At 67.1% G+C, this 23,429-nt stretch carries 23 protein-coding genes; 14 read left to right on the top strand and 9 right to left on the bottom strand.

The features are described 5' to 3' along the window. The first annotated feature begins 8 nt into the window (after positions 1–8). From mmsA to MUK71_RS15935, 3 genes are all read left to right on the top strand, one after another. Positions 9–1,517: a multiple monosaccharide ABC transporter ATP-binding protein gene (gene mmsA, locus MUK71_RS15945; protein WP_231709860.1), complete on the top strand. Its 1,509-nt coding sequence runs from the start codon at positions 9–11 to the stop codon at positions 1,515–1,517. A gap of 2 nt (positions 1,518–1,519) precedes the next feature. Further along, positions 1,520–2,770: a multiple monosaccharide ABC transporter permease gene (gene mmsB, locus MUK71_RS15940; RefSeq protein ID WP_227928168.1), complete on the top strand. Its 1,251-nt coding sequence runs from the start codon at positions 1,520–1,522 to the stop codon at positions 2,768–2,770. 487 nt (positions 2,771–3,257) lie between these two features. Further along, positions 3,258–3,986, top strand: a complete 729-nt coding sequence (locus MUK71_RS15935; RefSeq protein WP_227903071.1) for a transglycosylase family protein — start codon at positions 3,258–3,260, stop codon at positions 3,984–3,986. 102 nt (positions 3,987–4,088) lie between these two features. On the opposite strand, the gene MUK71_RS15930 is transcribed toward MUK71_RS15935, so the two are convergent. Both MUK71_RS15930 and MUK71_RS15925 read right to left on the bottom strand, forming a co-directional pair. After that, positions 4,089–4,466 (bottom strand): MoaD/ThiS family protein, encoded by a 378-nt coding sequence (locus MUK71_RS15930; protein WP_227903070.1) that lies wholly within the window; start codon positions 4,464–4,466, stop codon positions 4,089–4,091. Continuing rightward, positions 4,456–5,559 carry a WD40/YVTN/BNR-like repeat-containing protein gene (locus MUK71_RS15925; protein WP_227928170.1) on the bottom strand — a complete coding sequence of 368 codons (1,104 nt, stop codon included), beginning with the start codon at positions 5,557–5,559 and terminating at the stop codon, positions 4,456–4,458. Before MUK71_RS15925 ends, MUK71_RS15930 begins: the two co-directional genes overlap by 11 nt. A gap of 178 nt (positions 5,560–5,737) precedes the next feature. Between MUK71_RS15925 and MUK71_RS15920 the strand changes: the two genes are divergently transcribed. The 10 genes from MUK71_RS15920 to MUK71_RS15875 all read left to right on the top strand — a co-directional run bounded on the left by MUK71_RS15920 (position 5,738) and on the right by MUK71_RS15875 (position 14,683). Further along, positions 5,738–6,682, top strand: a complete 945-nt coding sequence (locus MUK71_RS15920; RefSeq protein WP_227928171.1) for a DUF4031 domain-containing protein — start codon at positions 5,738–5,740, stop codon at positions 6,680–6,682. Further along, the gene (locus MUK71_RS15915; RefSeq protein ID WP_227903067.1) at positions 6,679–7,941 is read left to right on the top strand and encodes an MFS transporter; all 1,263 of its coding nucleotides are present in this window, start codon (positions 6,679–6,681) and stop codon (positions 7,939–7,941) included. The genes MUK71_RS15920 and MUK71_RS15915 overlap by 4 nt, the downstream gene beginning before the upstream one ends. A gap of 1 nt (position 7,942) precedes the next feature. Next, the gene (locus MUK71_RS15910; protein WP_231709861.1) at positions 7,943–9,310 is read left to right on the top strand and encodes an MATE family efflux transporter; all 1,368 of its coding nucleotides are present in this window, start codon (positions 7,943–7,945) and stop codon (positions 9,308–9,310) included. A 58-nt stretch (positions 9,311–9,368) separates the two neighbouring features. Continuing rightward, positions 9,369–9,944 (top strand): DUF308 domain-containing protein, encoded by a 576-nt coding sequence (locus MUK71_RS15905; protein ID WP_227928173.1) that lies wholly within the window; start codon positions 9,369–9,371, stop codon positions 9,942–9,944. Positions 9,945–10,004: 60 nt separating this feature from the next. Further along, on the top strand, positions 10,005–10,376 hold the full coding sequence (locus MUK71_RS15900; protein WP_227903064.1) for a hypothetical protein: 372 nt from the start codon (positions 10,005–10,007) through the stop codon (positions 10,374–10,376). 131 nt (positions 10,377–10,507) lie between these two features. Next, positions 10,508–11,581 carry an ABC transporter substrate-binding protein gene (locus MUK71_RS15895; protein ID WP_227903063.1) on the top strand — a complete coding sequence of 358 codons (1,074 nt, stop codon included), beginning with the start codon at positions 10,508–10,510 and terminating at the stop codon, positions 11,579–11,581. After that, a complete protein-coding gene (locus tag MUK71_RS15890) occupies positions 11,582–12,397 on the top strand; it encodes an ABC transporter ATP-binding protein (RefSeq protein WP_227928175.1) in 816 nt (271 codons plus the stop codon). It abuts the gene before it with no gap. Next, positions 12,394–13,212, top strand: a complete 819-nt coding sequence (locus MUK71_RS15885; RefSeq protein ID WP_227903061.1) for an ABC transporter permease — start codon at positions 12,394–12,396, stop codon at positions 13,210–13,212. The genes MUK71_RS15890 and MUK71_RS15885 overlap by 4 nt, the downstream gene beginning before the upstream one ends. Continuing rightward, positions 13,212–13,994 (top strand): ABC transporter permease, encoded by a 783-nt coding sequence (locus tag MUK71_RS15880; RefSeq protein WP_227903060.1) that lies wholly within the window; start codon positions 13,212–13,214, stop codon positions 13,992–13,994. The genes MUK71_RS15885 and MUK71_RS15880 overlap by 1 nt, the downstream gene beginning before the upstream one ends. Before the next feature lie 104 nt (positions 13,995–14,098). Next, the gene (locus MUK71_RS15875; RefSeq protein ID WP_244802801.1) at positions 14,099–14,683 is read left to right on the top strand and encodes a TetR family transcriptional regulator; all 585 of its coding nucleotides are present in this window, start codon (positions 14,099–14,101) and stop codon (positions 14,681–14,683) included. Positions 14,684–14,721: 38 nt separating this feature from the next. Here MUK71_RS15875 and MUK71_RS15870 read toward each other — a convergent pair whose 3' ends face one another. From MUK71_RS15870 to MUK71_RS15860, 3 genes are all read right to left on the bottom strand, one after another. Then, the gene (locus tag MUK71_RS15870; RefSeq protein ID WP_227928185.1) at positions 14,722–16,965 is read right to left on the bottom strand and encodes a cytochrome P450; all 2,244 of its coding nucleotides are present in this window, start codon (positions 16,963–16,965) and stop codon (positions 14,722–14,724) included. A gap of 23 nt (positions 16,966–16,988) precedes the next feature. Continuing rightward, a complete protein-coding gene (locus tag MUK71_RS15865; protein WP_227903044.1) occupies positions 16,989–18,158 on the bottom strand; it encodes a serine hydrolase domain-containing protein in 1,170 nt (389 codons plus the stop codon). Positions 18,159–18,219: 61 nt separating this feature from the next. Beyond that, entirely contained in the window at positions 18,220–19,089 is an 870-nt protein-coding gene (locus MUK71_RS15860) for an SDR family NAD(P)-dependent oxidoreductase (protein ID WP_227903043.1), read from the bottom strand. Positions 19,090–19,205: 116 nt separating this feature from the next. Here MUK71_RS15860 and MUK71_RS15855 point away from each other — a divergent pair, with 116 nt between their 5' ends. Continuing rightward, entirely contained in the window at positions 19,206–19,763 is a 558-nt protein-coding gene (locus MUK71_RS15855; RefSeq protein WP_227928186.1) for a hypothetical protein, read from the top strand. 40 nt (positions 19,764–19,803) lie between these two features. Here the strand turns inward: MUK71_RS15855 and MUK71_RS15850 are convergent, their stop codons facing one another. From MUK71_RS15850 to MUK71_RS15835, 4 genes are read right to left on the bottom strand one after another with little or no spacing between them, the layout of a single operon-like run. Then, on the bottom strand, positions 19,804–20,280 hold the full coding sequence (locus MUK71_RS15850) for a MaoC family dehydratase (RefSeq protein WP_227928188.1): 477 nt from the start codon (positions 20,278–20,280) through the stop codon (positions 19,804–19,806). A 39-nt stretch (positions 20,281–20,319) separates the two neighbouring features. Further along, positions 20,320–21,516 (bottom strand): acyl-CoA dehydrogenase family protein, encoded by a 1,197-nt coding sequence (locus tag MUK71_RS15845; RefSeq protein ID WP_227928189.1) that lies wholly within the window; start codon positions 21,514–21,516, stop codon positions 20,320–20,322. Further along, positions 21,513–22,454: an amidohydrolase family protein gene (locus MUK71_RS15840; protein WP_227928191.1), complete on the bottom strand. Its 942-nt coding sequence runs from the start codon at positions 22,452–22,454 to the stop codon at positions 21,513–21,515. Before MUK71_RS15840 ends, MUK71_RS15845 begins: the two co-directional genes overlap by 4 nt. Positions 22,455–22,471: 17 nt before the next feature. Continuing rightward, positions 22,472–23,422, bottom strand: coding sequence for an SDR family NAD(P)-dependent oxidoreductase (locus MUK71_RS15835; protein WP_227928193.1), 951 nt, complete (start codon positions 23,420–23,422; stop codon positions 22,472–22,474). Positions 23,423–23,429: the final 7 nt, after the last annotated feature.

Below are 23,429 nucleotides of genomic sequence, written 5' to 3'. Positions count from 1 at the left end.
TTCTCCAAATGACCGGGATCGGCAAGGCATTCCCCGGCGTCAAGGCGTTGCAGGACGTCACCCTTGCCGTGGCCCGCGGAGAGGTCCATGCCATCTGCGGCGAGAACGGGGCAGGCAAGTCCACCCTGATGAAAGTGCTGTCCGGTGTCTACCCGCACGGCAGCTACGACGGCGAGATCCGGCTGGACGGCCGGCCCGTTGCCTTCCGGGACATCAAGGACAGCGAACGCAGCGGCGTCGTCATCATCCACCAGGAACTGGCGCTTTCGCCGTACCTCTCCGTGGCCGAAAACATCTTCCTGGGCAATGAACGCTCGGCCCGCGGCTTCATTAACTGGAACGAAACCAATGTCCGCGCGGCAGAACTGATGCGCCGGGTCGGACTCGACCTGAACCCGGTTACCCGGGCCGGGGACATCGGCGTGGGAAAGCAGCAGCTGGTGGAGATTGCCAAGGCGCTGTCCAAGGACGTGAAGCTGCTGATCCTGGATGAGCCCACGGCTGCGCTGAATGATGAGGACTCCGCCCACCTGCTGGGCCTGGTCCGCGGCCTGCGCGAGGACGGCATCACCTGCATCATCATCAGCCACAAACTCAACGAAATCCGGGCCATTGCCGACTCGGTCACCATCCTGCGGGACGGGCAGACCATCGAGACGCTCAGCCTCGATGACGGGTCCGTCACCGAGGAACGCATCATCAAGGGCATGGTGGGACGGGAACTGACCAGCCGTTACCCGGACCGCACCCCCGAGATTGGCGAGGAGGTGCTGCGGGTGGAGGACTGGACCGTGCACCACCCCGCGGAACACGCCCGTGTCGTGATCGACAGGGCGCACCTGTCCGTGCGCGCCGGGGAGATTGTCGGCATCGCCGGGCTGATGGGCGCCGGGCGTACCGAACTGGCCATGAGCATTTTCGGACGCAGTTACGGCACCGGCATCAGCGGCACGCTGTACAAGAACGGACGGGAAATCACCGCGCGCACCGTACAGGAGGCGATCCGGCACGGCATCGCCTATGCCACCGAAGACCGGAAGCGGTACGGCCTGAACCTGATCGAGGACATCAAGCGGAACGTCTCAGCCTCCGCCCTGACCAAGCTCGCCACCCGGGGGTGGGTGGACGGCGGCCGGGAAACCGTGGTGGCGCAGGACTACCAGCGCAGCATGAACATCAAGGCCCCGTCCGTCAGTGCGGTTGCGGGCAAGCTGTCCGGCGGCAACCAGCAGAAAGTGGTCCTCTCCAAATGGATGTTCGCGGATCCGGATGTCCTCATCCTTGACGAGCCCACCCGGGGGATCGACGTCGGAGCCAAATACGAGATCTACACGATCATCAACCGGCTCGCGGCACAGGGCAAGGCGGTGATTGTCATTTCCTCCGAACTTCCGGAGCTCCTTGGCATCTGTGACCGCATTTACACCCTTGCCCAGGGCCGCATCACCGCCGAGGTTCCGATTGCCGAGGCAACCCCCGAACGACTTATGCAGCACATGACACAGGAAAAGGAATAGCCATGGCTACCACTCTCGCCGGTGAGGATCCGGCACTCGGCACCAGGACCCCCAAACCGTCCCCGCTCGCCGACGCCGGACGGTTCCTGGCCGGCCGGCTGCGGCAGATCGGCATCTTCCTGGCCCTGCTGGTGATCGTCACCCTGTTCCAGGTCCTGACCGGCGGCGCCCTGCTGCAGCCGGACAACGTGGCCAACATCATTGTGCAGAACAGCTACATCCTGCTGCTGGCCATCGGTATGGTCATGATCATCGTGGCCGGCCACATTGACCTGTCCGTGGGATCCGTCGCGGCCTTTGTGGGCGCCATGTCCGGCATCATGATCCGCGACTGGGGAATGCCATGGTGGGCTGCGCTGGTGGCCTCCCTGGTGGTGGGTGCGCTGGTCGGCGCCTGGCAGGGATTCTGGGTGGCGTACGTAGGGATCCCCGCCTTCATCGTCACACTGGCCGGCATGCTCGTTTTCCGCGGCCTCACCCAGATCATCCTGGGGAACCAGCGGATCACCGGTTTCCCGGAGGAATACCGCCAGCTCGGCGGAGGGTCCCTGTTTCCCGGGCTGTTCCCGGCGGAAACCAACCTGCTGGACTGGACCACCGTGGGACTCGGCCTGCTGGCCACTATCCTGCTGGTCCTCAGCCAGCTCCGCGGACGGGCTGCCCGGATGAAGCTGAACCTGGATGACGAACCGAAGGCATGGTTCTTCACCCGCCTGCTGTTCAGCGCCGTCGTTGTCCTTGGACTGACCTACCTGCTTGCCAGCTCCAGGAGCGGAACACCCATAGTGCTCGTTGTCCTGGGGGTGCTGGTGGTGGCCTACAGTGCCGTGATGAACCGCTCGGTCTTTGGCCGCCATGTCTATGCGCGCGGCGGGAACCTGCAGGCGGCCCAGCTTTCGGGCGTCAACACCAAACGGGTGGACTTTCTGCTCTTCGTGAACATGGGCGTGCTGGCCGCACTTGCCGGACTGATCTTCACCGGACGACTGAACTCGGCGGGCCCGGGTGCCGGAAACCTCTTCGAGCTTGACGCGATTGCCGCGGCATTCATCGGCGGCGCCGCTGTCACCGGCGGAGTGGGGACCATTGTCGGCGCGATCACCGGAGGCCTGATCATGGGCGTCCTGAACAACGGAATGTCCCTGATGGGCGTGGGGATCGACTATCAGCAGTTCATCAAGGGCCTGGTCCTGCTGCTTGCGGTCGGTTTCGACGTCTTCAACAAGCGCAAGGCCTCCAATGCCTTGAAATGAACCACGCATAAAACAGGCGGCGGGTTCCCGGGAGGGGGCCCGCCACCGTTCGTTAAGGGCTGCCGAATCCGGTTGTGAGCGTCGACGCAGAAAGCAAGATAGAACGCAAATTGACGTGTGTCCAGCGTTACCCGGAACTGATTGTGATGAACCCTACAAGACCCGCCTCGATCGGCTTATTGGCGCGGATCGCGGCCGGTAACGATTAGGTTTCGATTAGGTAGCGATTTGATCTCGACAAATGACTGCCTTAGGTTGTTTATGAGCCCGGATCGAGGGCTGGACTGCCGGCCGTTTCGAAGGCCGGCGCGGTCGGCACCCAAAGCTGGTGCGGCCGATGCATGAATCGCACTAAGTACCACGCGTCCACTGTACGTCGCCGCTGCGTGGTACCGAAAAAGACCTCTATCAGTCGGGGTAGGCGACGGCGCGCGGAAGCCCGGGGACGGGTTGAGCGCAGGTGGAACCCTTGGGAGCACAAGAACCGATGAAGAACCAGAAGATCCGTCGTATCGTACGTCGTGGACTGGCCACCGCTGCCCTCACCGGTGTCGGCGCTGCCGGCCTCGCAGGCCTTGCGGCACCAGCCAACGCCAGCTCAATGGACTGGGACGCGCTTGCACAGTGCGAAAGCGGTGGAAACTGGGCTACCAACACCGGTAACGGTTTCTCCGGCGGCCTGCAGTTCACCCCCAGCACCTGGGCCGCCTTCGGCGGAACCGGTGACCCGGCCAACGCCAGCCGCGAGCAGCAGATTGCCGTAGCTGAGCGGGTCCTGGCCGAACAGGGTCCCGGCGCATGGCCTGCCTGCACTGCCAAGCTGGGCCTGACCGGTGCCACTGCCAACCCGCAGGCCGCCACCCCGGCCCCCGCGACCACCCCGGTGGAAACCCAGGCGCCGGCACAGACCTACGCCCCGGTTGAAACCGCTCCGGTTGAAGCCGCTCCGGCACCGACCTATGTTGAGCCGCAGGCCCTTCCGGAGCAGCTGCCGGCCCCGACCAACGTTGAGGTCCAGGCTGTTGCACCGGTGCAGGCTCCTGCCCCGGCCCTGTCCGGCGAGACCTACGTCATCCAGGCCGGCGACACGCTGTCCACCATTGCCGAGAAGCTGGGCATTGAGGGCGGCTGGCAGGCGCTGTACAACGCCAACGCCGACACCGTGATTCACCAGGACCTGATCTTCACCGGTCAGACCCTGCAGCTGCCGGCCTAACCACCGGAGTACACAGCTTCGGCACCGGACCGACGACGGCCGGCTGCCGACGCATCGGGCGCCCCGCTACCAAGCGGGGCGCCCGCACGCGTTTAACCGCGGTTAGCCGCCGGCAATCGACTGCAGCACCAGCACCACGGCACCGGGGCCCAGCACAGTTGAGGAACCGGCCAGGTCCCGGATGTCATCACCGTCCACATACAGGTTCACGTGCCGGCGGATGTCTCCCGCGTCGTCCACAATGCGCCGGTACACCCCGGGATGCCGGTCCCGCAGCAGTTCCAAAAGCACGCCGATGGTCGGGGCCCGGTCACCGCCAGCACCCACACCGCCAGCGCCCGCACCGCCAGCGGTCCCGGCAGAATGGCCCGGGGAGCCGGGACGGAACACCAAGCTGCGGCTGCCGCCGGCAGCCTCAGCCAGCGCCGCCGGCAGCAGAAGCTCGACGGCGGAGGCGGCGCCCTGCGCGTCAGAGGGCAAGCGCCCGGACACAGAGCACATCCGGAAGGTTGGCGGTGAGCAGGCTGAAGCTTTCCCCTTCATCGGAGCTGGCGTACACCTCGCCGCCGCGCGTGCCGAAGTAGATGCCCGCCGGATCCGCCCGGTCCACATCCGCGGCATCGCGCAGCACCGCGTTAAAGTCATAGGCGGGAAGGCCGGCGTCGTGCCGCTCCCAGCTGCTGCCGGCGTCGGTGCTGCGGTACACCGCCGGATGCCCCTGCGGAGGATTGCGCTCACCGGCGGAACCCAGCGGGATGGTCCAGATGGTGTCCGGACGGGTGGGGTGGGCGAGCATCACAAAACCGAAATCCGCAGGCAGCCCGTCCGCAATGGACACCCACTGCCCGCCGGCGTCGTCGCTGCGGTAGACCCCGCCGTGGTTCTGCGCATAGAGCCGCTGCGGATTGCCTGCATCACGGGCCACCTTGTGCACACACTGTCCGAATTCGGGGTAATGCTCCGGCATGAAATCGGCAATGATCCCGGTGTTGAAGGCATCCCAGCTCTCGCCGCGGTCATCGGAGCGGTATACGCCGCCGCTGCTGATGGCCACATGGACGGAATCATCCGCGGGGCTCGGCAGTACGGTGTGCGCCGCCGGACCGCCGTACCCTGCACCCCACCGGGTCCGGTGCGGATGGTCCCACAGTCCGCGGACCAGCTCGAAGTGCTTCCCGCCGTCCGCGGAACGAAACACGGAAATGGGCTCGCAGCCGGCCCAGACCACCCCGGGGCGGTCTTCGGTGTCCGGCCTTAGCTGCCAGATCCGCTCCAGTGTGGCCCCGGTGTCCGCGGGGAAGGCGATGGCCGGGGCCTCGGGTTCCTGCCAGGTCTTGCCGAGATCATCCGAGACGGCAACGTTGGTGCCCCACCACTCCGACCGCACCCCGGCCAGCAGCCGCGGAGTGTCCGTGCGGGTATCGAAGGCCAGGGAGGGAACCTCGGCCATCGCGAATTCCGGCCCGCTCAGCGTCCAGTTCCGGCGGTCGCTGCTGGTGGCAAGCCAGAGGCCCTTCCGGGTTCCTATGGCAACCACTGCGGGCACGGGGTGACCGGCTGTGACCTCATCCATGCCGTTATTGCAGCATTGCGGCACAGGCAGAACAAGGGGGTTCCTGAAGTTTCCCGTACCCGGACCGGCGTCCTGCCCGGTATGCCGGGGCACCCCGTCCAGCTCCCACATGGAAATGGGGGCCGCGCGTGCGATACACATAAACGATGCAGTTGTTGCCACTGAACGCCATGGACCCATGATCTACATCGATCCGCCGATGTGGCCGGCACACAACACCCTTTTCTCCCACCTCATTTCCGATGCCGGGCTGGGCGAGCTGCACGCATTTGCCCGGGCCGCCGGTATCTCGCCGCGTGCGTTCGACGGCGACCATTACGACGTCCCGCAGCAGCGCTACGACGCGTTGGTCCGGCGCGGCGCGGTGCCCGTCACCGGCGGGAACCTGGTGCGCATCCTGATTGCCAGCGGACTCCGGATTCCGGCACGGGACCGGCCCTCAGCGCTCGCCCGGCCCCTGATGCACCGCTGGAACCGGCTGCTGCCCGGCGCCCCGGACCTGGGGGAGCGCCTGCTGGAGCACTGGAATGAACCGCACCGCCGCTACCATGACCGCCGCCACCTCCTGCAGGTGCTGGAGGCCCTGGACCTGCTTGCCGGTTCCGGGGTTCCGGTCCCGGTGGCCCTTGCCGCCTGGTTCCATGACGCCGTCTATTCCGGGGCTCCGGGTAAGGATGAGGAAGCCTCTGCCCGGCTCGCTGAGGCCCTGCTGCCTGCTGCGGGCGTGACCGCGGCAGATACCGCCGAATGTGCCCGCCTGGTCCGCCTCACGGCGGGGCATGATCCCCGGCCCGGGGACCGGCACGGCGAGCTCCTGGCCGACGCCGACCTCTCGGTGCTGGCCCGTCAGCCGGACCGGTACCGCGCCTACGTAACGGAGGTCCGCGCCGAGTATGCCCACCTCTCGGATCAGGAATTCGCCGCGGGCCGTGAGCGGGTGATACGGCAGTTCATGGCCGCGGATCCGTTGTTCCGCACGGCCTCCGGCCGAAAGCTTTGGCAAGAGCAGGCACGCCGAAACCTCCGCGCGGAACTCACCGGGATGCTGGAGGGAACCGCTCCCGCCGGCCAGGGAAATGAAGGTAGGCCGGGCCCCGGCGCACCCCGCCGGGACCGGCCATGAGCGTGCCGGCCGGGCCCGCCGGTTTCACCGGGCACGCCAAAGGGACCCGCGGCTACCGGGGGGTGCTGGTGGGCCTGGCCGCGGCCGGCGTGGCCACCTTCGCCCAGCTGTATTCCCTGCAGGGCGTCCTGCCGGAGCTTGCGGCCGGGATGGGAATTTCGGCGTCGTCGGCCGCCCTCACCGTTTCCGCCGCCACGCTCGGCCTCGCGGTGACGGTGATTCCGTGGTCCGCAGCGGCGGATCGTTTCGGCCGGCTGCCGGTAATGCGGGTGGCGATCCTGGCTGCGGTGGTGCTGGGACTGGCGGTGCCGCTAAGCCCCACCCTTCCGGTCCTGCTGGTGCTGCGCTTCCTTGAGGGCGCCGCCCTGGGCGGCATTCCCGCCGTGGCCCTGGCCTACCTCAGCGAAGAGGTGAGCCGCCTCCACGCTGCGGTGGCTGCGGGTACCTACGTCTCCGGCACTACCCTCGGCGGCCTTGCCGGCCGGATCCTGGCGGCCCCCGTGGCCGAACTGATCAACTGGCGGGCCGGTGTGGCTGCCGTAAGTATTCTCGCCGCGTGCGCCGCCGTCGTTTTTATGCTGACCGCGCCACGCCAGCACGGGTTTGTTCCGGAACGGGCTGCCGCTCCCGGCCGCGAGCTGGCGGCCCGGCTGGGCACAAATCTCCGCAACCCCCGCCTGCTGGCCCTCTATCTGCAGGGTTTCCTGCTGATGGGCGGCTTTGTTGCGGTCTACAACTACCTCGGCTTCCGGCTGGGCGGCCCGCCCTTCGGGCTGCCGCAGTCCCTGGCAAGCGCCCTGTTCCTGGCCTACCTCGCCGGCACCTGGTCCTCCCGGGCAGCCGGCACCCTGGCGGCCCGGCTGGCAGGCCGCGGCGGGCGCAAGCTGGTGCTGCTGCTCTCCACGGGGGCCATGGGGGCCGGCCTGGCCCTGACCCTTGCCGATCATCTGGCGGCCATCGTGGCCGGTCTGCTGGTATTCACCGCAGGGTTTTTCGGTGCCCACGCGATTGCCTCGGGCTGGACGCCGCTGCTGGCCCCGGTGGGCCGCGCCCAGGCATCCTCGCTGTACAACCTCTTTTATTACACCGGTTCCAGCGTGCTGGGCTGGGCCGGCGGCTACTGCTTCCAACACAACGGCTGGCCGGCCCTGGTGCTGTTTGTGGGTGCGCTGCTGCTGGCGGCGGCACTGGTGGCCGGTCTGGTCCTGCGCGCCGACGACGGCGGTGGAAACGCCGCGGCCGGGCCGGTGAAAACGTAGGCTGGATGCTGTGAATACCCCAGCCGACCTTTCCTCACGGCGGCTCAGCCGGCGGATCCTGGCCCTGGCCCTGCCGGCGCTGGGCGCGCTGATTGCGGAGCCGCTTTTCCTGCTCGCCGATTCGGCGATTGTCGGCCATCTGGGCGTGAACCAGCTGGCCGGCGTCGGCCTCGCCTCCACCGTGCTGCAGACCGCCGTCGGACTTATGGTTTTCCTCGCCTACTCCACCACCGGTACCGTTGCCCGCTACCTCGGCGGCAACCGGCACGCGGACGCGCTCGCCGCCGGCCGGGACGGAATAGCCCTGGCCCTGGGGCTGGGCGCGGTGCTCTCCACGGCCGGCTACATCTTCGCGCCGCAACTGTGCACCGTTATGGGCGCCACCGGGGATGTGCACCGGTATGCCGTGGACTACCTGCGCTTTTCCATGCCGGGACTCACCGCCATGCTGGTGGTCCTCGCCGCTACGGGTGTGCTCCGCGGACTGCAGGACACCCGGACACCGCTGGTGGTTGCCACCGTGGGCTTCGCCGCAAACATTGGGCTGAACTACCTTCTGGTGTACGGCTTCTCCCTCTCGGTGGCGGGTTCCGCACTGGGCACCAGCATCGCCCAGTGGGGCATGGCCGTTTTCTACCTTGCGGCAGTGGCCCGGATGTCCCGTGCCCGGGGCGTGCCGCTGCGGCCAACGGCGGCGGGGATCCGCAACACCGCGCACGTGGGGTCCTGGCTGATGCTGCGCACCCTCAGCCTGCGGGCAGCCGTGCTGGCCACGGTGCTGGTTGCCACGGCGCAGGGCCCGGAATCCCTGGCGGCCCACCAGCTGGTGATGACCGTGTTTACCTTCCTGGCCTTTGCCCTGGATGCCCTGGCCATTGCCGCGCAGGCCATGATCGGCAAGGAACTGGGGGCCGGGGACACCGCGCTGGCCCGTGCCCTGACACGCCGGATGGTGGTGTGGGGCGTGGGCTTCGGCGTCATTACCGGCGGCCTGCTGGCGATTGCCGCCCCGGTGGCCGGCGTGCTTTTCACCGGCGACACCGGCGTGCAGCAGGCCATGACGGCCGGCCTGTGGGTCCTGGCCGTGTCCCAGCCGATCTGCGGGCTGGTGTTTGTCCTGGACGGTGTGCTGATCGGGGCGGGGGACGCCCGCTACCTTGCGCTGACCGGATTGATAAACCTGGCGGTCTACCTGCCGCTGCTGATCTGGGTGCATGCCTCGCAGCTTGCAGGTTCCGTCGGCATCGCCTGGTTGTGGGCTGCCTTCGCCCTGGGCTACATGTGTGCCCGGGCAGCCACGCTCTCCTGGCGCGTACGGCAGGATGCCTGGATGGTTACCGGTGCGGCATCGGGAACAGCCAGCGACTAAGCTGGACGGTGGCCAACCGGCTACTCCATGACGGCGAAATGAAAGCGGAGGCTCTGCAGTGGGCGCATCCAACACCGGAGCACCATGGGTACCCATGCTGCTGCGTTCAGCGGTAGCGGCGGTCTACGGCGTGCTGACGATCTTCTGGCAGGAACCCGATGATTCCGTCCTGGCCTATGCCGGCGGTGCTTATCTGCTGCTGACCGGTGCCGCGCTCCTGCTCCTGGCCGGCACGGCCCGCGGCCACGGCAGCACCAAAACCTTCCTGTCGGCCGAGGCCGTTCTCTACGTGCTGGCAGGTGCGCTCACCGTGGTTCCGGCTGCGGCCGGAACCATGCAGGCCTTCCCGGCGGCGGCGTCCACCGCCCTGATAGTCGGCGGCGCCATTGAATTGTTCCTGTGGTTCAGGGACCGGAAGACCTTCCTGCCGGTCCGTGACGGGCTCATCACCGGCGCAGCGGCCGCTGGTGCGGGTGTGCTGGTGCTGGTGTTCCAGGACCTGGGCCCCCGCGCCCTGCTCGGGGTTACCGGCGGATCCGCAATCATCATTGCCGTGATCCTGGCGCTTTCGGCCCTGGGGGCCCGGCATGATGCCCGCAGCGCCCAGGGGGATCCCGCAAAGGCCGTAAACTAGAGACGCGGCAGTGCATTCGGCACCAACCCGCGCAACCCCAACCCAGCAGGAGGATCTAACGTGGCGAAGAGCTCAACCGGCGGCCCGCAGAGGCGGAACTCCGTGAAGGCACCGCTGATCTTCTCCGCTGTGCTGGCGGTGGTCGCCGGTGTCTGCACCATGATCTTCGCCACCGGCGGAGCCGAGAAGGAACTCCGGGTTGATCTGGGCCTGACGGCCATGGGAATCGCCTTCATCGCGTCCCTGCTGATCTCCTCCCTGCTGCTGATGACGGAAAAGCCCAACCCGGACTACCTCAGTGAGGGTTCGGGTATCCACCGCAGCTCGGCCAAGATCCCCGGGGGAGCAGGCAGCGTCGGCAAGCCGGCGCCGTCGTCCGCCCCGCGCGATGAGGATCCGGGCACGTCCCGCCCGGCCGATCCCACGAACTGAGCCGCACCACAAGCCGGACCGCGGGTCCGGTTCCCGGATTTACCGCACCGTAACAACCGGTGCCGCCGATAGAAACAATGCCTTTTTAGGCTCTGGGTATTCACCCGTTTCTATTGAAAGCGCTGGTCCCCATGAGCCTTAGCACCCGCCTCAGGGCACGTTCGACGTCGGCACGGATCCTCGCGGGAACCCTGGCTCTTTCCGGGGTCCTGCTGGTCACAGCGTGCGGAGGATCCACCGAGGCTGACACCGGCGGCGGCACCGCTGACTACGGCACCCTGGACCTGAACCTGTCCTGGATCAAAAACGCGGAGTTTGCCGGCGAGTATTTTGCGGATGCCTCCGGCTACTACAAGGAAGCCGGGTTCTCCGACGTCAACCTGATTGCGGGCGGCCCGGGCGGCACCTCCACCGAGACCATGGTCCTCTCCGGCGGCGCACTGGTAGGCACCTCCAGCCCCATGGGGGTTGCACCGGTCATCGCGGAGGAAGACGCGCCGCTGAAGATCATCGGCACCACCTATCAAAAGAACCCGTTCGTCATCATTTCCCTGGACGGTAATCCCATCACCACGCCCGCGGAGCTAGCCGGCCAGCGGATCGGTGTACAGGCCGGCGTGAACGAAACACTCTTCGACGCGCTGCTGGAGGTCAACGGCATTGATCCGGGTTCCGTGGAGAAGGTTCCGGTCCAATACGATCCGCAGCCGCTGGTCAACGGTGACGTGGACGGTTTCTTCGGTTACCTGACCAATGAGGTGCTGACCCTGGAGCAGGCCGGGCATGCCACCGCGGTGCTGCCGTTCGCCGATAACGGACTGCCGTTTATTGCCGAGAGCTTTGTCACCACCGATGAGGCCATTGAGACCCGCCGCGAAGAACTGAAGGCCTTCCTGCGGGCCACCCTGCGGGGCTGGCAGGACGCAGTGGCGGATCCCGAGGAATCCGCCCGGCTGGCCGTGGAAGTCTACGGCTCGGACCTGAACCTGGACATGGCCAAGGAAATCCGCCAGGCGGAGGAACAGAACACCAAGCTGGTGGTCTCCGCGGAGACGGACGCCAACGGGCTTTTCACGGTCAGCGATGAGCTGATCCAGGAGAACCTGTCCATCCTCAAGCTGGCCGGATATGACCTGGAAGCCGAAGAGGTCTTTGACATGAGCCTGCTGGCGGAGGTCTACGAGGAAAACCCGGAGCTGAAATAGATGCCGCGCACCGGAAGCGGGATCAGCCTGCAGAACCTCGGCAAAACCTACGCTGCCGGCCGCAGCCCGGTAGTGGCCCTGGAAGCGGCCAACCTGAGTACTGACCGCGGCTCCTTCCTGTCCCTGCTGGGCCCCTCGGGCTGCGGTAAGTCCACGGTGCTGCGCATCCTGGCCGGGTTGGAGAACCCCACAACCGGAGACGTGCTGGTGGACGGGAAGACCCCGCAGGACCTGCGCCGCGGCCATGAACTGGGCATTGCCTTCCAGGACTCGGCCCTGCTGCCCTGGCGCAGTGTCTACGCGAACATCCGGCTGCCGCTGGAGGTATCCGGACTGCCCGCCGATGATGCATACATCCGCGAACTCATTGCGCTGGTGGGGCTGGAGGGCTTCGAAAAGGCCCGTCCGGCGCAGCTCTCCGGCGGCATGCGCCAGCGTGTGTCCATTGCGCGGGCACTGGTGCTCAAACCCTCGGTGCTGCTGCTGGATGAGCCGTTTGGGGCACTGGATGACATGACCCGGCAGCGCCTGAACCTGGAGCTGCTGCGGATCTGGACAGAGAAACCGGCCACCACGCTGATGGTCACGCACGGGATTTCCGAGGCGATCTTTCTTTCCGACACCGTGGCGGTGATGAGCCCGCGGCCCGGCCGGATCAAGGAAGTCATTGACGTGGACCTGCCCCGCCCGCGCACACCGGACATGATGCGCAGCCCCGAGTTCCACGCCCTGCATGACCACGCATCCGAACTGCTGTTCGCCGGGCCGGAGAGTCCGCGCCAGGCTGCCGCACCGGCCGGGCTGGACGCGCGGTGAACGGGCGCAGGGTGCCGCCCTGGGCCGTAGGAGCAGCGGGCACGGCGGCGGTGCTGGCCCTGTGGTGGATCGGCGCCGCCACGTTCCTGCGCGGAATCGGTGCACCGCCCGGCGGCGGGCCCGGGGCCATCCCCACGCCGTGGCAGGTGCTCAGCCAGATGGGGGCGGACGGCGCCGGCTTTTACTGGCGCAATGCCGCCGTGACGCTGGCGGAAGCCGGAGCCGGATATGCCTGGGGTAATGCCCTGGCCCTGATCCTGGCGTTTGTGGTGCTGCTGCTGCCGGGCCTGGAACGCCTTGCCACCCAGCTGGCGGTGATTACCTACTGCCTGCCGGTAGTGGCGGTGGGTCCGGTCATCTTTATTGTGCTGGGGCCGCCGCGTTCCGGGGAATCCTCCGGCACCGCCGTCGCCCTGGCCGCGCTGTCCGTTTTCTTCACCACCATGGTCAGCGCCCTGGCCGGGCTGAAGGCTGCCGACCGGGCCTGCCTGGACATTGTGACGGTGTTCGGGGGACGGCGGATCCACCAGCTGGTCAAGGTGCGGCTGATTGCTGCGCTGCCGGCCGTCCTCGCGGCCCTGAAGATCGCCGCCCCGGCGGCACTGCTGGGAGCGATCCTTGGTGAATACGTGGGCGGTGTGGACCGCGGCCTCGGACCGGCCATGGTCAACGCCCAGCAGACGCTGGAAGTGGCCCGGGTGTGGGGTGTGGCGTTTGCCTGCGCCCTCCTGGCGGGTGCGGCTTACGCGGTGCTGGGACTGGTGTCCCGGATCGCCGCGCCCTGGGCATCCGGCGTCCGGGCGGGGAGCCTCTGATGGGGGCGGCACTGCAGTCCGCCGCGCGGACGCTGCTCGGGCTGGCACTCTCCCTGGCCGTCGTCGGGGTGCTGTGGGTGGGCCTGCTTCAGGTCTTTAACGTCTCCTCCTACATTGGCAAGGGCCCCCTGGACGTGTGGAGTTACCTGATACGGGACCCGGAGGCCGCCGCCCACCGCGACCTGGTGCTGGGACAGCTGGGGCAGACCCTGCTCGACGCCGGCATGGGGTTCTCCGCCGGCATGGCGGCCGCGCTCGCCGCGGCCTGTCTCTTCACCCTCTTTAGGGGCGTGGAACATGCCCTGATGCCGGTGGCGATGCTGCTGCGGTCCGTGCCGCTGGTGGCCCTGGCCCCGATGATCATCCTGGTCTTTGGACGCCAGGAAGCGGCAGTGGCGGCCATGGGCGGGATAGTGGTGTTTTTTCCGGCCCTGGTAACCATCGTCTTCGGGCTGCGCTCGGCCTCGCCGGCCATGCTGGAGGTGGTGCAGGTTTACGGCGGCAGCCGGCTGGACGCCTTCCGCAAGGTGGCCATGCCCTCTGCGGCACCGGCGCTGTTCACCGCGCTGCGGGTCTCCATCCCCGGGGCACTCACCGGCGCGCTGCTGGCCGAATGGCTGGCCACCGGGCAGGGCATCGGCTACGGAATTGTCTCCGCCGTGTCCCGGGCCCGGTATGACCAGGTGTGGGCCGGCGTCGTGGTGGTGACCCTGGCCTCGATCCTACTCTACGCCGCAGTCTCGGCCGTGGAGGCAGCGGTGAAGCGGCGGACGGGGACGTAGGTGGCGCGCGGCTGCGGATAAGGTCAGGGTATGGACATCTGCACCGCCGCCCCTTCGCTTTCCGCCGCCGCGGGCAGCGCCTCCTGCCGCGCGGCGGTCCGGCAATGAATCTTCGTGAGCAGCAGCGCAGCGAGACACGGCAGCGCTTCATTGACACCGCCATGCGCCTGTTCCTGGATAACGGGTTTTCGGCCACCAGCATGAACCAGATTGCCGCGGCTGCCGGGGGCAGCCGCGCCAACCTGTACCTGCATTTCCGCAACAAGCCCGAACTGGTCATGGCGAAAATGCGCGACATCGAAGATGAAATTGCTGCCGGGTACCGGCGGCTGGACGCGCTGCCCGGCTACGACTTCACCGTCCTGCGCGCCTGGCTGGTCGAGATCCGGGAGCTGTGGGATACCTACTCCATTGAGTTCGCCGCCATGGAACAGGCGATGGCCGCGGACACGGCGGTGGCAGATGAGTGGCTGGGGATGCTGCGCCGGGTCAGCGGATCCATGCAGCGGCTGTATTCCACCTGCGCCTCGGAACAGGAGCGCGAGGAACGCCAGACCCACCTGGTCACCTTCATGATGAGCCTGGACCGCAACTTCTACTTCCTCTATGTCCGGGGCCACCAGGACCGGCATGAGCTGGTACTGGACGCCCTGGCCCGGCAGCTGCTGACCCTGTTCGAACCGCGCTAGCGTGCCGGCGGGTCCGCCGGCACGCTGGCGCCGGGTGCCTACCGGTCCAGGACCAGCCGCGGGCAGCCGCGCTCGGCCCGGGAAACGCAGATCATCAGCGTTTCATTGGCGTCCTGCTCGTCGGCGGTGAGGATCGAGTCCCGGTGTTCGGCCCGCCCGGAGAGCAGCCGCGTTTCGCAGGTGCCGCAGGTGCCGGTTTTGCAGGAGGAGATGACCGGCAGCCCGGCACGCTCCGCAGCGTCAAGAATGCTCTCGCCGGTGCCCACCTGCACGGTGACTCCGGATGCCGCGAATTCCACCTCGAAACCGTGCTCCGGTCCGGTGATCTCCACTTCCTTGGCGGCGAAGCGCTCCAGGCGCAGGGACCCCTTGGGCCAGTGCGCGGACAGGGTTTCCGCGGCACGGAGCACCGGCTCGGGACCGCAGCAGTAGATCAGGGTGTCCTCCCGCGGCTCGCGCAGCAGGTTCGGCAGGTCCATCAGCCCGTGGGTGTCCTGGGGCACCAGGGTCACCCGCTCCGCGTAGGGTGCCAGCTCATCCAGGAAGGCCATGGAACTGCGGGTCCTTCCGCCGTAGACCAGCTCCCAGTCCGCGCCCGCCCGTTCAGCTTCGCGGATCATGGCGAGGATGGGGGTGACGCCGATACCGCCGGCAATAAACAGGTACTTCCGGGCGGCGGTGAAGCGGAAGTTGTTCCGCGGCCAGGACACGGTGACCGCTGCACCTTCGCGCAGGGTCCGGTGCACCGCCAGCGAGCCGCCGCGGCCGGCGTCGGCACGCAGCACCCCTACCCGGTAGGCGGTGGTGTCCTCCGGATCCGAACACAGCGAGTACTGGCGCACCAGCTGCTCCGGTTCCCCGGGGAGGTGCAGGTCAATGTGCGCCCCGGCCTTCCAGCGGGGCAGCTCCCCGCCGTCGGGGTGGCCCAGGAGCAGTGAGACCACGCCGTCGGACTCCTCGCGGCGCTGCAGCACCCGCAGGTTCAAGGTGCGCACGGCGCGTTCCTTGGAACGGGCGACGTCGGCGACGTCCCAGTGTACGTTCAGCGAGCGGCGGGCGGGCAGCAGCGCGAACCGGACGAAGTCCAGCGCCTCGGCGTCATCCGGGCGCAGGGACGGCAGCCGTTCGTAGAGGACCTTCAGCCCGGCAGCACCCTGCACCCGCGCCAGCGGATTGCCCAGGCACTTGTGCCGCCCGGTGGAAAAGCCCAGGTGGTCGGCGGGGTCGGTGCGGTGGATGTCGAAGGTGAAGGGGTGCTCCACGTAGTCGGGATCGGTGTTCACTGCCGCCAGCGCAAGCCAGACCATGTCCCCGGCCCTGATCTGCGCCCCGCCGAGTTCAATGTCGATGTTCGCGCGCCGGGACGCGAAGGTGGAGGAGGGTCGGCGCCGGACGGTTTCCTCGAAGACCCGCGGCCAGAGTTCCGGTTCGGCCAGCGCGTCACTGCGGGCCTCGGGGCTGCCGTCCAGGAACAGCACGGCGTTGGCCATGGCCTGGGCGGTGGTATCGGTGCCCGCTGCGGCGAACTCGGTCAGGTGGATGGCAATCTGGTCCGCACCGAGGGCATAGTTTCCCTTCTCGTCGCGGGCCGAGGCCATCACGGAAATCAGGTCCTCCGCCTCCGAGGTGCGCCGGGATTCAATGATGCCGCGCAGTACCAGGTTGGCCTCGGTGTAGCGCTTCCATACCTCGGAGCGCCGGGGCTCCGGGAACGGCTCCTGCGCGGAGGCCAGGATCTGGAAGAAATCGTCGCGCAGCTGGCGCATCATCGGGTCGTATTCGTAGTCCAGGTCCATCAGCGCCATGAGCGTCTGGGTGGTCAGCTCCAGACAGTAGTCCTCCAGCAGGTTGCCGGCACCGTTGTTCTCGAACCGGTCAATGATGCGGTGTGCCCGGGCTTCGATCTCCGGCTGCAGGGCGTCCATCCGTTCCTGCAGGAAGCCGAGCTGGGCCACGCCGCGCGCCGTGGTGTGCCCGGGCGGATCGGACCCGACCAGGATGCGGGACATCAGTTCCGCTGGAATGGTGGACCGGTATTCCTCGGGCACCTCGATCAGGCCGCCGTTGGAGGCGGAGGAGAATTTCTGCCAGTCCGAGAGCACGGTCAGTGCGTCTTCGCGTCGGGTGACAATCCAGGCATTCAGGTGCGGGTAAAAGAAGGTAGGCGTGGCGTCGCGCACTTCAGCGAAGTGCGCGGCAGGGTCACGGTAGTAGGCATCGCCCATGGCATCGAAGCCGTGGGCCACGGGGCATTTGGCGGGGGCGGAACTGGTGGCGGTCATGGGGGGCGTCCTTGAAAGGGGGTTTAGAGTGCTGCGGCGACGGCGAGGGTGGAGAGCTTCTGGAACCGGGCTACGTTCTCGCCCTCGTCCATGACGCCGGAGGAGAGGAATACGAAGGTCAGGTCCCGGACGGGGTCCACCCAGAACAGCGTGGACCCGGCACCGTAGTTGCCGAACGTCCGCGGGCTGGTGAACGGACCGAAGAACGTGGGCGCGGTGCCGGTGCCGGAGAGGGAGAAGCCCAGGCCGAAGTTGCCGTTGGGCGCTTCCCAGCCGCGCATGGCGGCGATCCCCGAATACAGGTCATTGGGCATGTCCCCTGTCTGCAGGGTGGTGGCTGCATCCACCACCGCCGGGGCCACCAACTGGACCCCGTCGGCCCGGCCCTGGTTGCGGAACATTTCGGCGAAGCGGAACACATCGTCAACGGTGGAGGTCGCCCCCACCCAGGGCATTTCAGCGTCTTCGGTGATGTAGGTGTTCAGGCACTCAATGTCCTCGGGTGAGAGCCAACCGTCTTCGGGAACATAGACCTTCAGCGGAACAGCCCGTTCGGCGCGGTCGGCGGGCAGCCCGAAGGCTGTGTCGCCCATGCCCAGCGGAGTGAAGACCAGATCCCGGGCCAGGTCCCGGAAATGGTCGTAGCCATAAGCGCGCCGGACCATTTCGCCGATCAGTGCGTGGTTGATGGAGGGTGCGTAGTTGAGGTTGCTGCCCGGCTCGTTCACTACGTCCACGCCGCCCAGGGCCTCGATCACGTCAGCCAGTACACCGAACCGGTCCGCGGGCAGCCCGGGATCGGGGGTGGCGGGCATTCCGGAGCGGTGCGTGAGCAGGTGGCCCAGGTTGATCTTGTCCTTGCGCACGGCCCGGAACCGGTCGGTGCCGAAGAACTCCGGAATCAGGTCCACTACGCGGGTGGACAGTGCGAGTTTCCCTTCGCCCAGGGCACGGTAGGCCAGGGTGTTGGTGAAGGCCTTGGACATGGACAGGATCCGGTAAACATCCCCGCGGTCCGTGCGCCGGCCGGCGGCCCGGTCGGCGAACCCGTAGCTGCCCTGCAGTCCGATCCGGCCGTGCCGGGCGACGATGATGTTGGCTCCGTCGTAGCTGCGGCGGTCAATATCCGTTGCGATGGTGTCTTCGAGGGTTTGCAGGGCTGCGGGGTTTAGGCCCTCAACATTGGTGATCATGGTGCCTTTCGGGGTGGGCGCTGCGGCGGGAAACGCCGGTGAACTGCGGGGAGAGGGCGGGTCAGGACATCAGGGCCCCGCCCGAGGGCGAGAGCACCTGGCCGGTGTAGTGGGCGCCCGCGTCGGAGGCCAGGAAGACGAGGGTTCCGGCGATTTCCTCCGGTTCGGCCAGACGTTTGAGCGGCTGCAGTGCCAGCAGGGCCTGGACATGGTCCTCACCGGACTGGGTCATCAGCTGTGTGTTGATTCCGGCGGGGGCCAGGGCATTGACCCGGATCCCGAACGGTGCCAGTTCACCGGCGGTGGTGCGCGTCATGCCGACGACGGCGGCCTTGGACGCGGGGTAGTAGGTGGGCATGGGCAGGCCCACCAGGCCGGCCACGGAAGCGAAGTTGACGACGGCGCCGCCGCCGGCTGCCTTCAGCAGGGGCACGGCTGCGCGCAGGCAGTAGAACGTGCCGTACACATTGATGCGCATGACCCGGTCAAAGTCCTCGTCCGGGATTTCGGTGATGAATTCGGGGGTGAACGGCTCGCCGGCCTTCATGGCGTCCAGCATCCTGTGGTTGATGCCGTCCAGCCATTCCGTCGCCTGCCGATGGGGGGTGTTCACGCCGGCGGCGTTGATCAGTACGTCCAGCCGGCCGTGTTCATCGGCAACGCGTTTGAACGCGGCGTTGACGGCAGCGGAATCGGCAATGTCAACGGCAATGCCCGTGGCCCCGGGCAGGTCTGCCAGTTCGCGGTCCAGGGCGGCCTGGGATATGTCGAGGGCGTAGACGGTGGCGCCTTCGGCTACGAAGGTCCGCACTGCGGCGAGCCCCATGCCCGAGCCGGCTCCGGTGATGACGGCGATTTTGTCCTGCAGTTGCACGGGTACCCCTTTTGCTCCGACCACGGCGGTGTGGTCCATGAATGTGATCCACATCATGCCATTTCACTGGACAGGTGTCTAGTGAAATTCGGGTCTTGTCTCTGAACCTGCGCATGCGCGGTATTCCCGGCTGGGCGGATGACCAGACGCCAGGTCTCCAGTAGGCTCCGGACATGGGGAAGCGACGAGACACACACGAAGCGGATTACCGGCTCTATGCCCGTCCCGAGGCGGGCGGCAGCGGCGGCTGGGCGGGGCAGGCCGGCAGCACCGAAGCCGGGACGTGGGCTGACGACGACGGCGGTACTGCAGCGGATGCCGGTGCGCGCGGGCTGCGGCGGCACAGCACCGGGCCAATGTCGGCAGCGGCCGGGGTCGGCCGGGTCTCCGGGGAAACCGTCAGGGAAGAGGATCCGCGCGGCAGCGGGGAGGAAAGCCCTGGTTTTCTGCCGGCCGGCGCCCCGGACTCGCGGCGGGTCAACCCTTATCTCTGTGGGGCCTGGGCGGTGGTGGCGCTGATGCTTGGCGTTGGGCTGCTCTGGTTTTTCGGCAGCCTCCAGATGGACTCTCTGTACGGTGTCAACACGCAGGTCATGACACGGAAGAGCATGGTGATGGTCAACTTCCAGATGATGGGTCCCAACCTGCTGCCGTTCGGCCTGGCAGGCGCCCTCGCCCTGCTGGGCATCCACGCGCTTAACTACGAGCGGTCCCGCAGCCGCCGGGACTAGAGCTTCCGTCCCGGCAGTCGCCGGAACGGAAGCCGGGAGGTTAGGGGTACAGCCGGCTGAGGAACCGGGCCACGACGGCGGGCCGCTCTTCGCCCTCGATCTCTATGGTGGCATCGGCCACCACGTGCAGTCCGTTGCCCTTGACCTCCTGGACATCCGCGATGGTGACGGTCATGCGGATGCGGGAACCGACCTTCACCGGTGAAGTGAACCGGACCTTGTCCAGGCCGTAATTGACCTTGGTCCCGGCGCCGGTGACATCGAAAAGTTCGGTCCACATCGGGATCAGCAGGGACAGGGTGAGGAAGCCGTGGGCGATGGGTGCGCCAAAGGGTCCGTCCTTGGCCCGTTCGGGGTCCACATGGATCCACTGGTGGTCATCCGTGGCATCGGCGAAGGTGTCCACCTGGCCCTGGGTGACGACCCGGTACTCGGAGTAGCCGAGGTTCCGGCCTACGAGGCCGGGTACCTCGCTGAAGTCGACAACGGTCTTGGCCGGGGATGCTGCTGCAGTCATGGGTATCTCCTTGGTTGCTGTTGGGTGTGCTGATGGGTGTCAGGCGAAGGCGCTTTTGCCGGTGATGGAACGGCCCACCACCAGCGCATTGATTTCGTGGGTTCCCTCGTAGGAGTAGACCGCCTCGGCGTCGGCGTGGAACCTGGCGACGTCGGTAGCGAGCGTGATGCCGTTGCCGCCGACCACTTCGCGGGCCAGCGCCACGGTGTCGCGCATGTGCAGGCTGATCCACATCTTGGCCAGGGCTGAATCCTCATCCCGGAAAATCCCCTCCTGCTGCCGTTCCGCGAGTCCGGCCACCAGGCTCAGTGACGCGGTGACGTTGCCGAGCATGCGGGCCAGTTTCTCCTGCACCAGTTGGAAGCTGCCCAGGGACCGGCCAAACTGTTCGCGGCTGCGCACGTACCGCAGTGCGGCTTCATACGCTCCCGCCTGGATGCCCGTGGCAATCCACGCGACGTCCGAGCGCATGGCGCGCAGCATGGCGGCAACGTCCTTGAATGAATTGACGTTTCCCAGCCGCAGGCTTTCCGGTACCCGGACACCGTCGAGGGTGATGTGCGCGTTTTGCATCATTCGCAGCGAGGTCTTTCCGCGGATTTTTTCCAGATGTACTCCCTCGGCCCCGCGCTCCACGAGGAAGCCTTTGACCTGGCCGTCGGCGGTATCCCGGGCAAAGACGGCCAGGTAATCGGCGCTGAAGGCGCCGCCGATCCAGCGTTTGGCACCATCCAGAATCCATTCGTCTCCCTCACGGCGGGCAGAGGTCGCCAGGCCGCCGGCAATGTCGGAGCCGTGCTCCGGCTCGGTCAGACAGAAGACGCCGGTCATCTCGAAGGTGGTAATGGCGGGATCCCAGGCCGCGAACTGTTCGGCCGTTCCCCCCACCCGGCAGGCGGTGCGGAACAGCCCGGCCTGCGCGGTGTAGTACGTGGCCAGTGAAGCATCCGTGCGGGCCAGCTCGAAGATCCGGAAGCCGTGGTACAGGGCGCGGGGCTCGCCGCCGCCGACGGTGAGCTCCTCCGGTGCCATGAGGTTCAAATCCCGCAGCGGGCCGTCCAGCTGGTGGGGAAATTCCCCCGCTTCCCAATACTCCTCCAGCAGGGGCCGTGCCGTCTCGTCGAGCATCCGGCGCAGGCGGCGCAGCGGGGCCTTTTCCTCCTCGGTCAGCCGGCCTTCGACATTCAGGGGGTCGCAGTCCGGGTATAGCCGTTCATCTGTGGTTAGGGCCGTCATGCCACCGGACCGCCTGCCGTGCCCAGTGCGTCCTGCGGGGCGGCCGGCCCGGGGAGTGCATCCAGTCCGAGCAGGCGGATGGCGTTCTCCTTGAGGATCTTGGGCCGGACCTCGTCCTTGAAGCTCTGCTGTTCAAAGGCCCCGAGCCACTTCTGCGGGGAGATCAGCGGATAGTCCGTGCCGAAGAGGACCTTGTCCTGCAGCATCGAGTTTGAGGCGCGGACCAGGGACTCGGGGAAGTATTTAGGGGACCACCCGGACAGATCAATCCACACGTTGGCCTTGTGGGTGGCAATGGAGTTCGCCTCGTCCTGCCATGGGACGGAGGGGTGGGCCATTATCACCTGGAGTTCGGGAAAGTCTGCAGCGACGGCGTCGAGCAGCATCGGGTTGGAGTAGGCGAGCTTAATGCCGTACCCGCCCGGCAGCCCGGCGCCCATGCCGTTCTGCCCGGTGTGGAAGAGGGCAGGTACGCCCAGGGACTGGATGGCCTCATAGATCGGATAGAACTGCGGATCCGACGGGTCGAAACCCTGCAGGGAGGGGTGGAACTTGAAGCCCTTTACGCCGTAGTCCTCCACCAGCATCCGGGCACGGTCCACGGCCCTGGCACCCTGCAGCGGATCAACCGATCCAAAGGGGATAAGCACGTCATTGTTGCGGGCTGCCCCCTCGGCGATCTCCTCGATGGGGTTCGGCTCGTGGCCAAGTGCGGTGGTGGCGTCCACGGTGAACACGACGGCGGCCATGCGCCATTCGCGGTAGCGTTCGGCAATGGTGTCCAGGGACGGACTGCGGTCCTCTGACTTGAAGTACTTGGCCGATGCCTCGGTCAGGGCCGGGGGCAGGGAGGCATGTCCGTGGTCGGAACACTCGATGTGGACGTGCATGTCGATCGCATCCAGGGTGGCCAGATCCAGCCCGTATTCGTAAACCATGTGAATTTTCCCTTTTCCTACCGTGCCTGCGGTGCGGTCTGGAGTTCCTCGGGCAGCGGCGGCAGTTTCTCGCCCACGCGCTGCAGGTTTCCTTCGGCGGCGGCCGGGAACTGTTCGCGCAGGCTGTCGAAATCCCAGCCGCCGTCCCGGTATTCGGTCACGACAGGCTGCGGGTGGGAGAAGATCTGCAGACGGTCTCCGCCGACGCCGATGGCCTGGCCGGTGATATCTGCGGCTTCGTCGGAAGCCAGGTAGGCGATTAGGCCGGCGACGTCGTTCGCGGTGCCGAAACCGAGGTCCTTGCGGAAGAAGTCCGGCATGGGTTCGCCCCGGCGGTCCGCCTCCACCGCGCTGCGGAAGAACGGCACGGTTTCGGTCATGGCCGTAGCCGCTACCGGAATGACGGCGTTGGCAGTGACGCCGGCCTTCTTCATTTCCAGTGCCCAGGTGCGGACCATGCCCACGATGCCGGCCTTGGCGGCGGCGTAATTGGTCTGCCCGAAGTTGCCGTACTGTCCGGTGGGGGAGCCGATGGTGATGATGCGCCCGGCCACGTTGTTTTCCTTGAAGTGGCGGTATGCCTCCCGGGCGCAGGTAAAGGTGCCGCGAAGGTGTACCTGAATGACCAGGTCGAAGTCTTCATCGGTCATCTTCAGTATCGACTTATCACGCAGTACGCCGGCATTGGTGACCAGGATGTCGAGGCGTCCGAAGGCGGCGACGGCGCCCTCGACGAGTGCGGTGGCAGCTTCAGTGCTTCCGACCGGGGCCACCACGGCAACCGCCCGGCCGCCGGCGGCGGTGATGGCCTCAACGGCACGTTCGGCGGTCTCCTGCACAACGTCGTTGATCACTACGGCCGCCCCGTGGCGGGCCAGTTCCTGTGCGTAGGCCAGGCCGAGGCCCTGTCCGGATCCGGTGACGACGGCGACCTTGCCGGCCAGTGCACCTGCGGATTCGTTGCTCATGTGTTGC

This window comes from Arthrobacter zhangbolii (assembly GCF_022869865.1).
Classification (GTDB): domain Bacteria; phylum Actinomycetota; class Actinomycetes; order Actinomycetales; family Micrococcaceae; genus Arthrobacter_B; species Arthrobacter_B zhangbolii.
The sequence above is the reverse complement of the archived record's forward strand: the minus strand, read 5'-3'. Positions and strand labels throughout refer to the sequence as shown.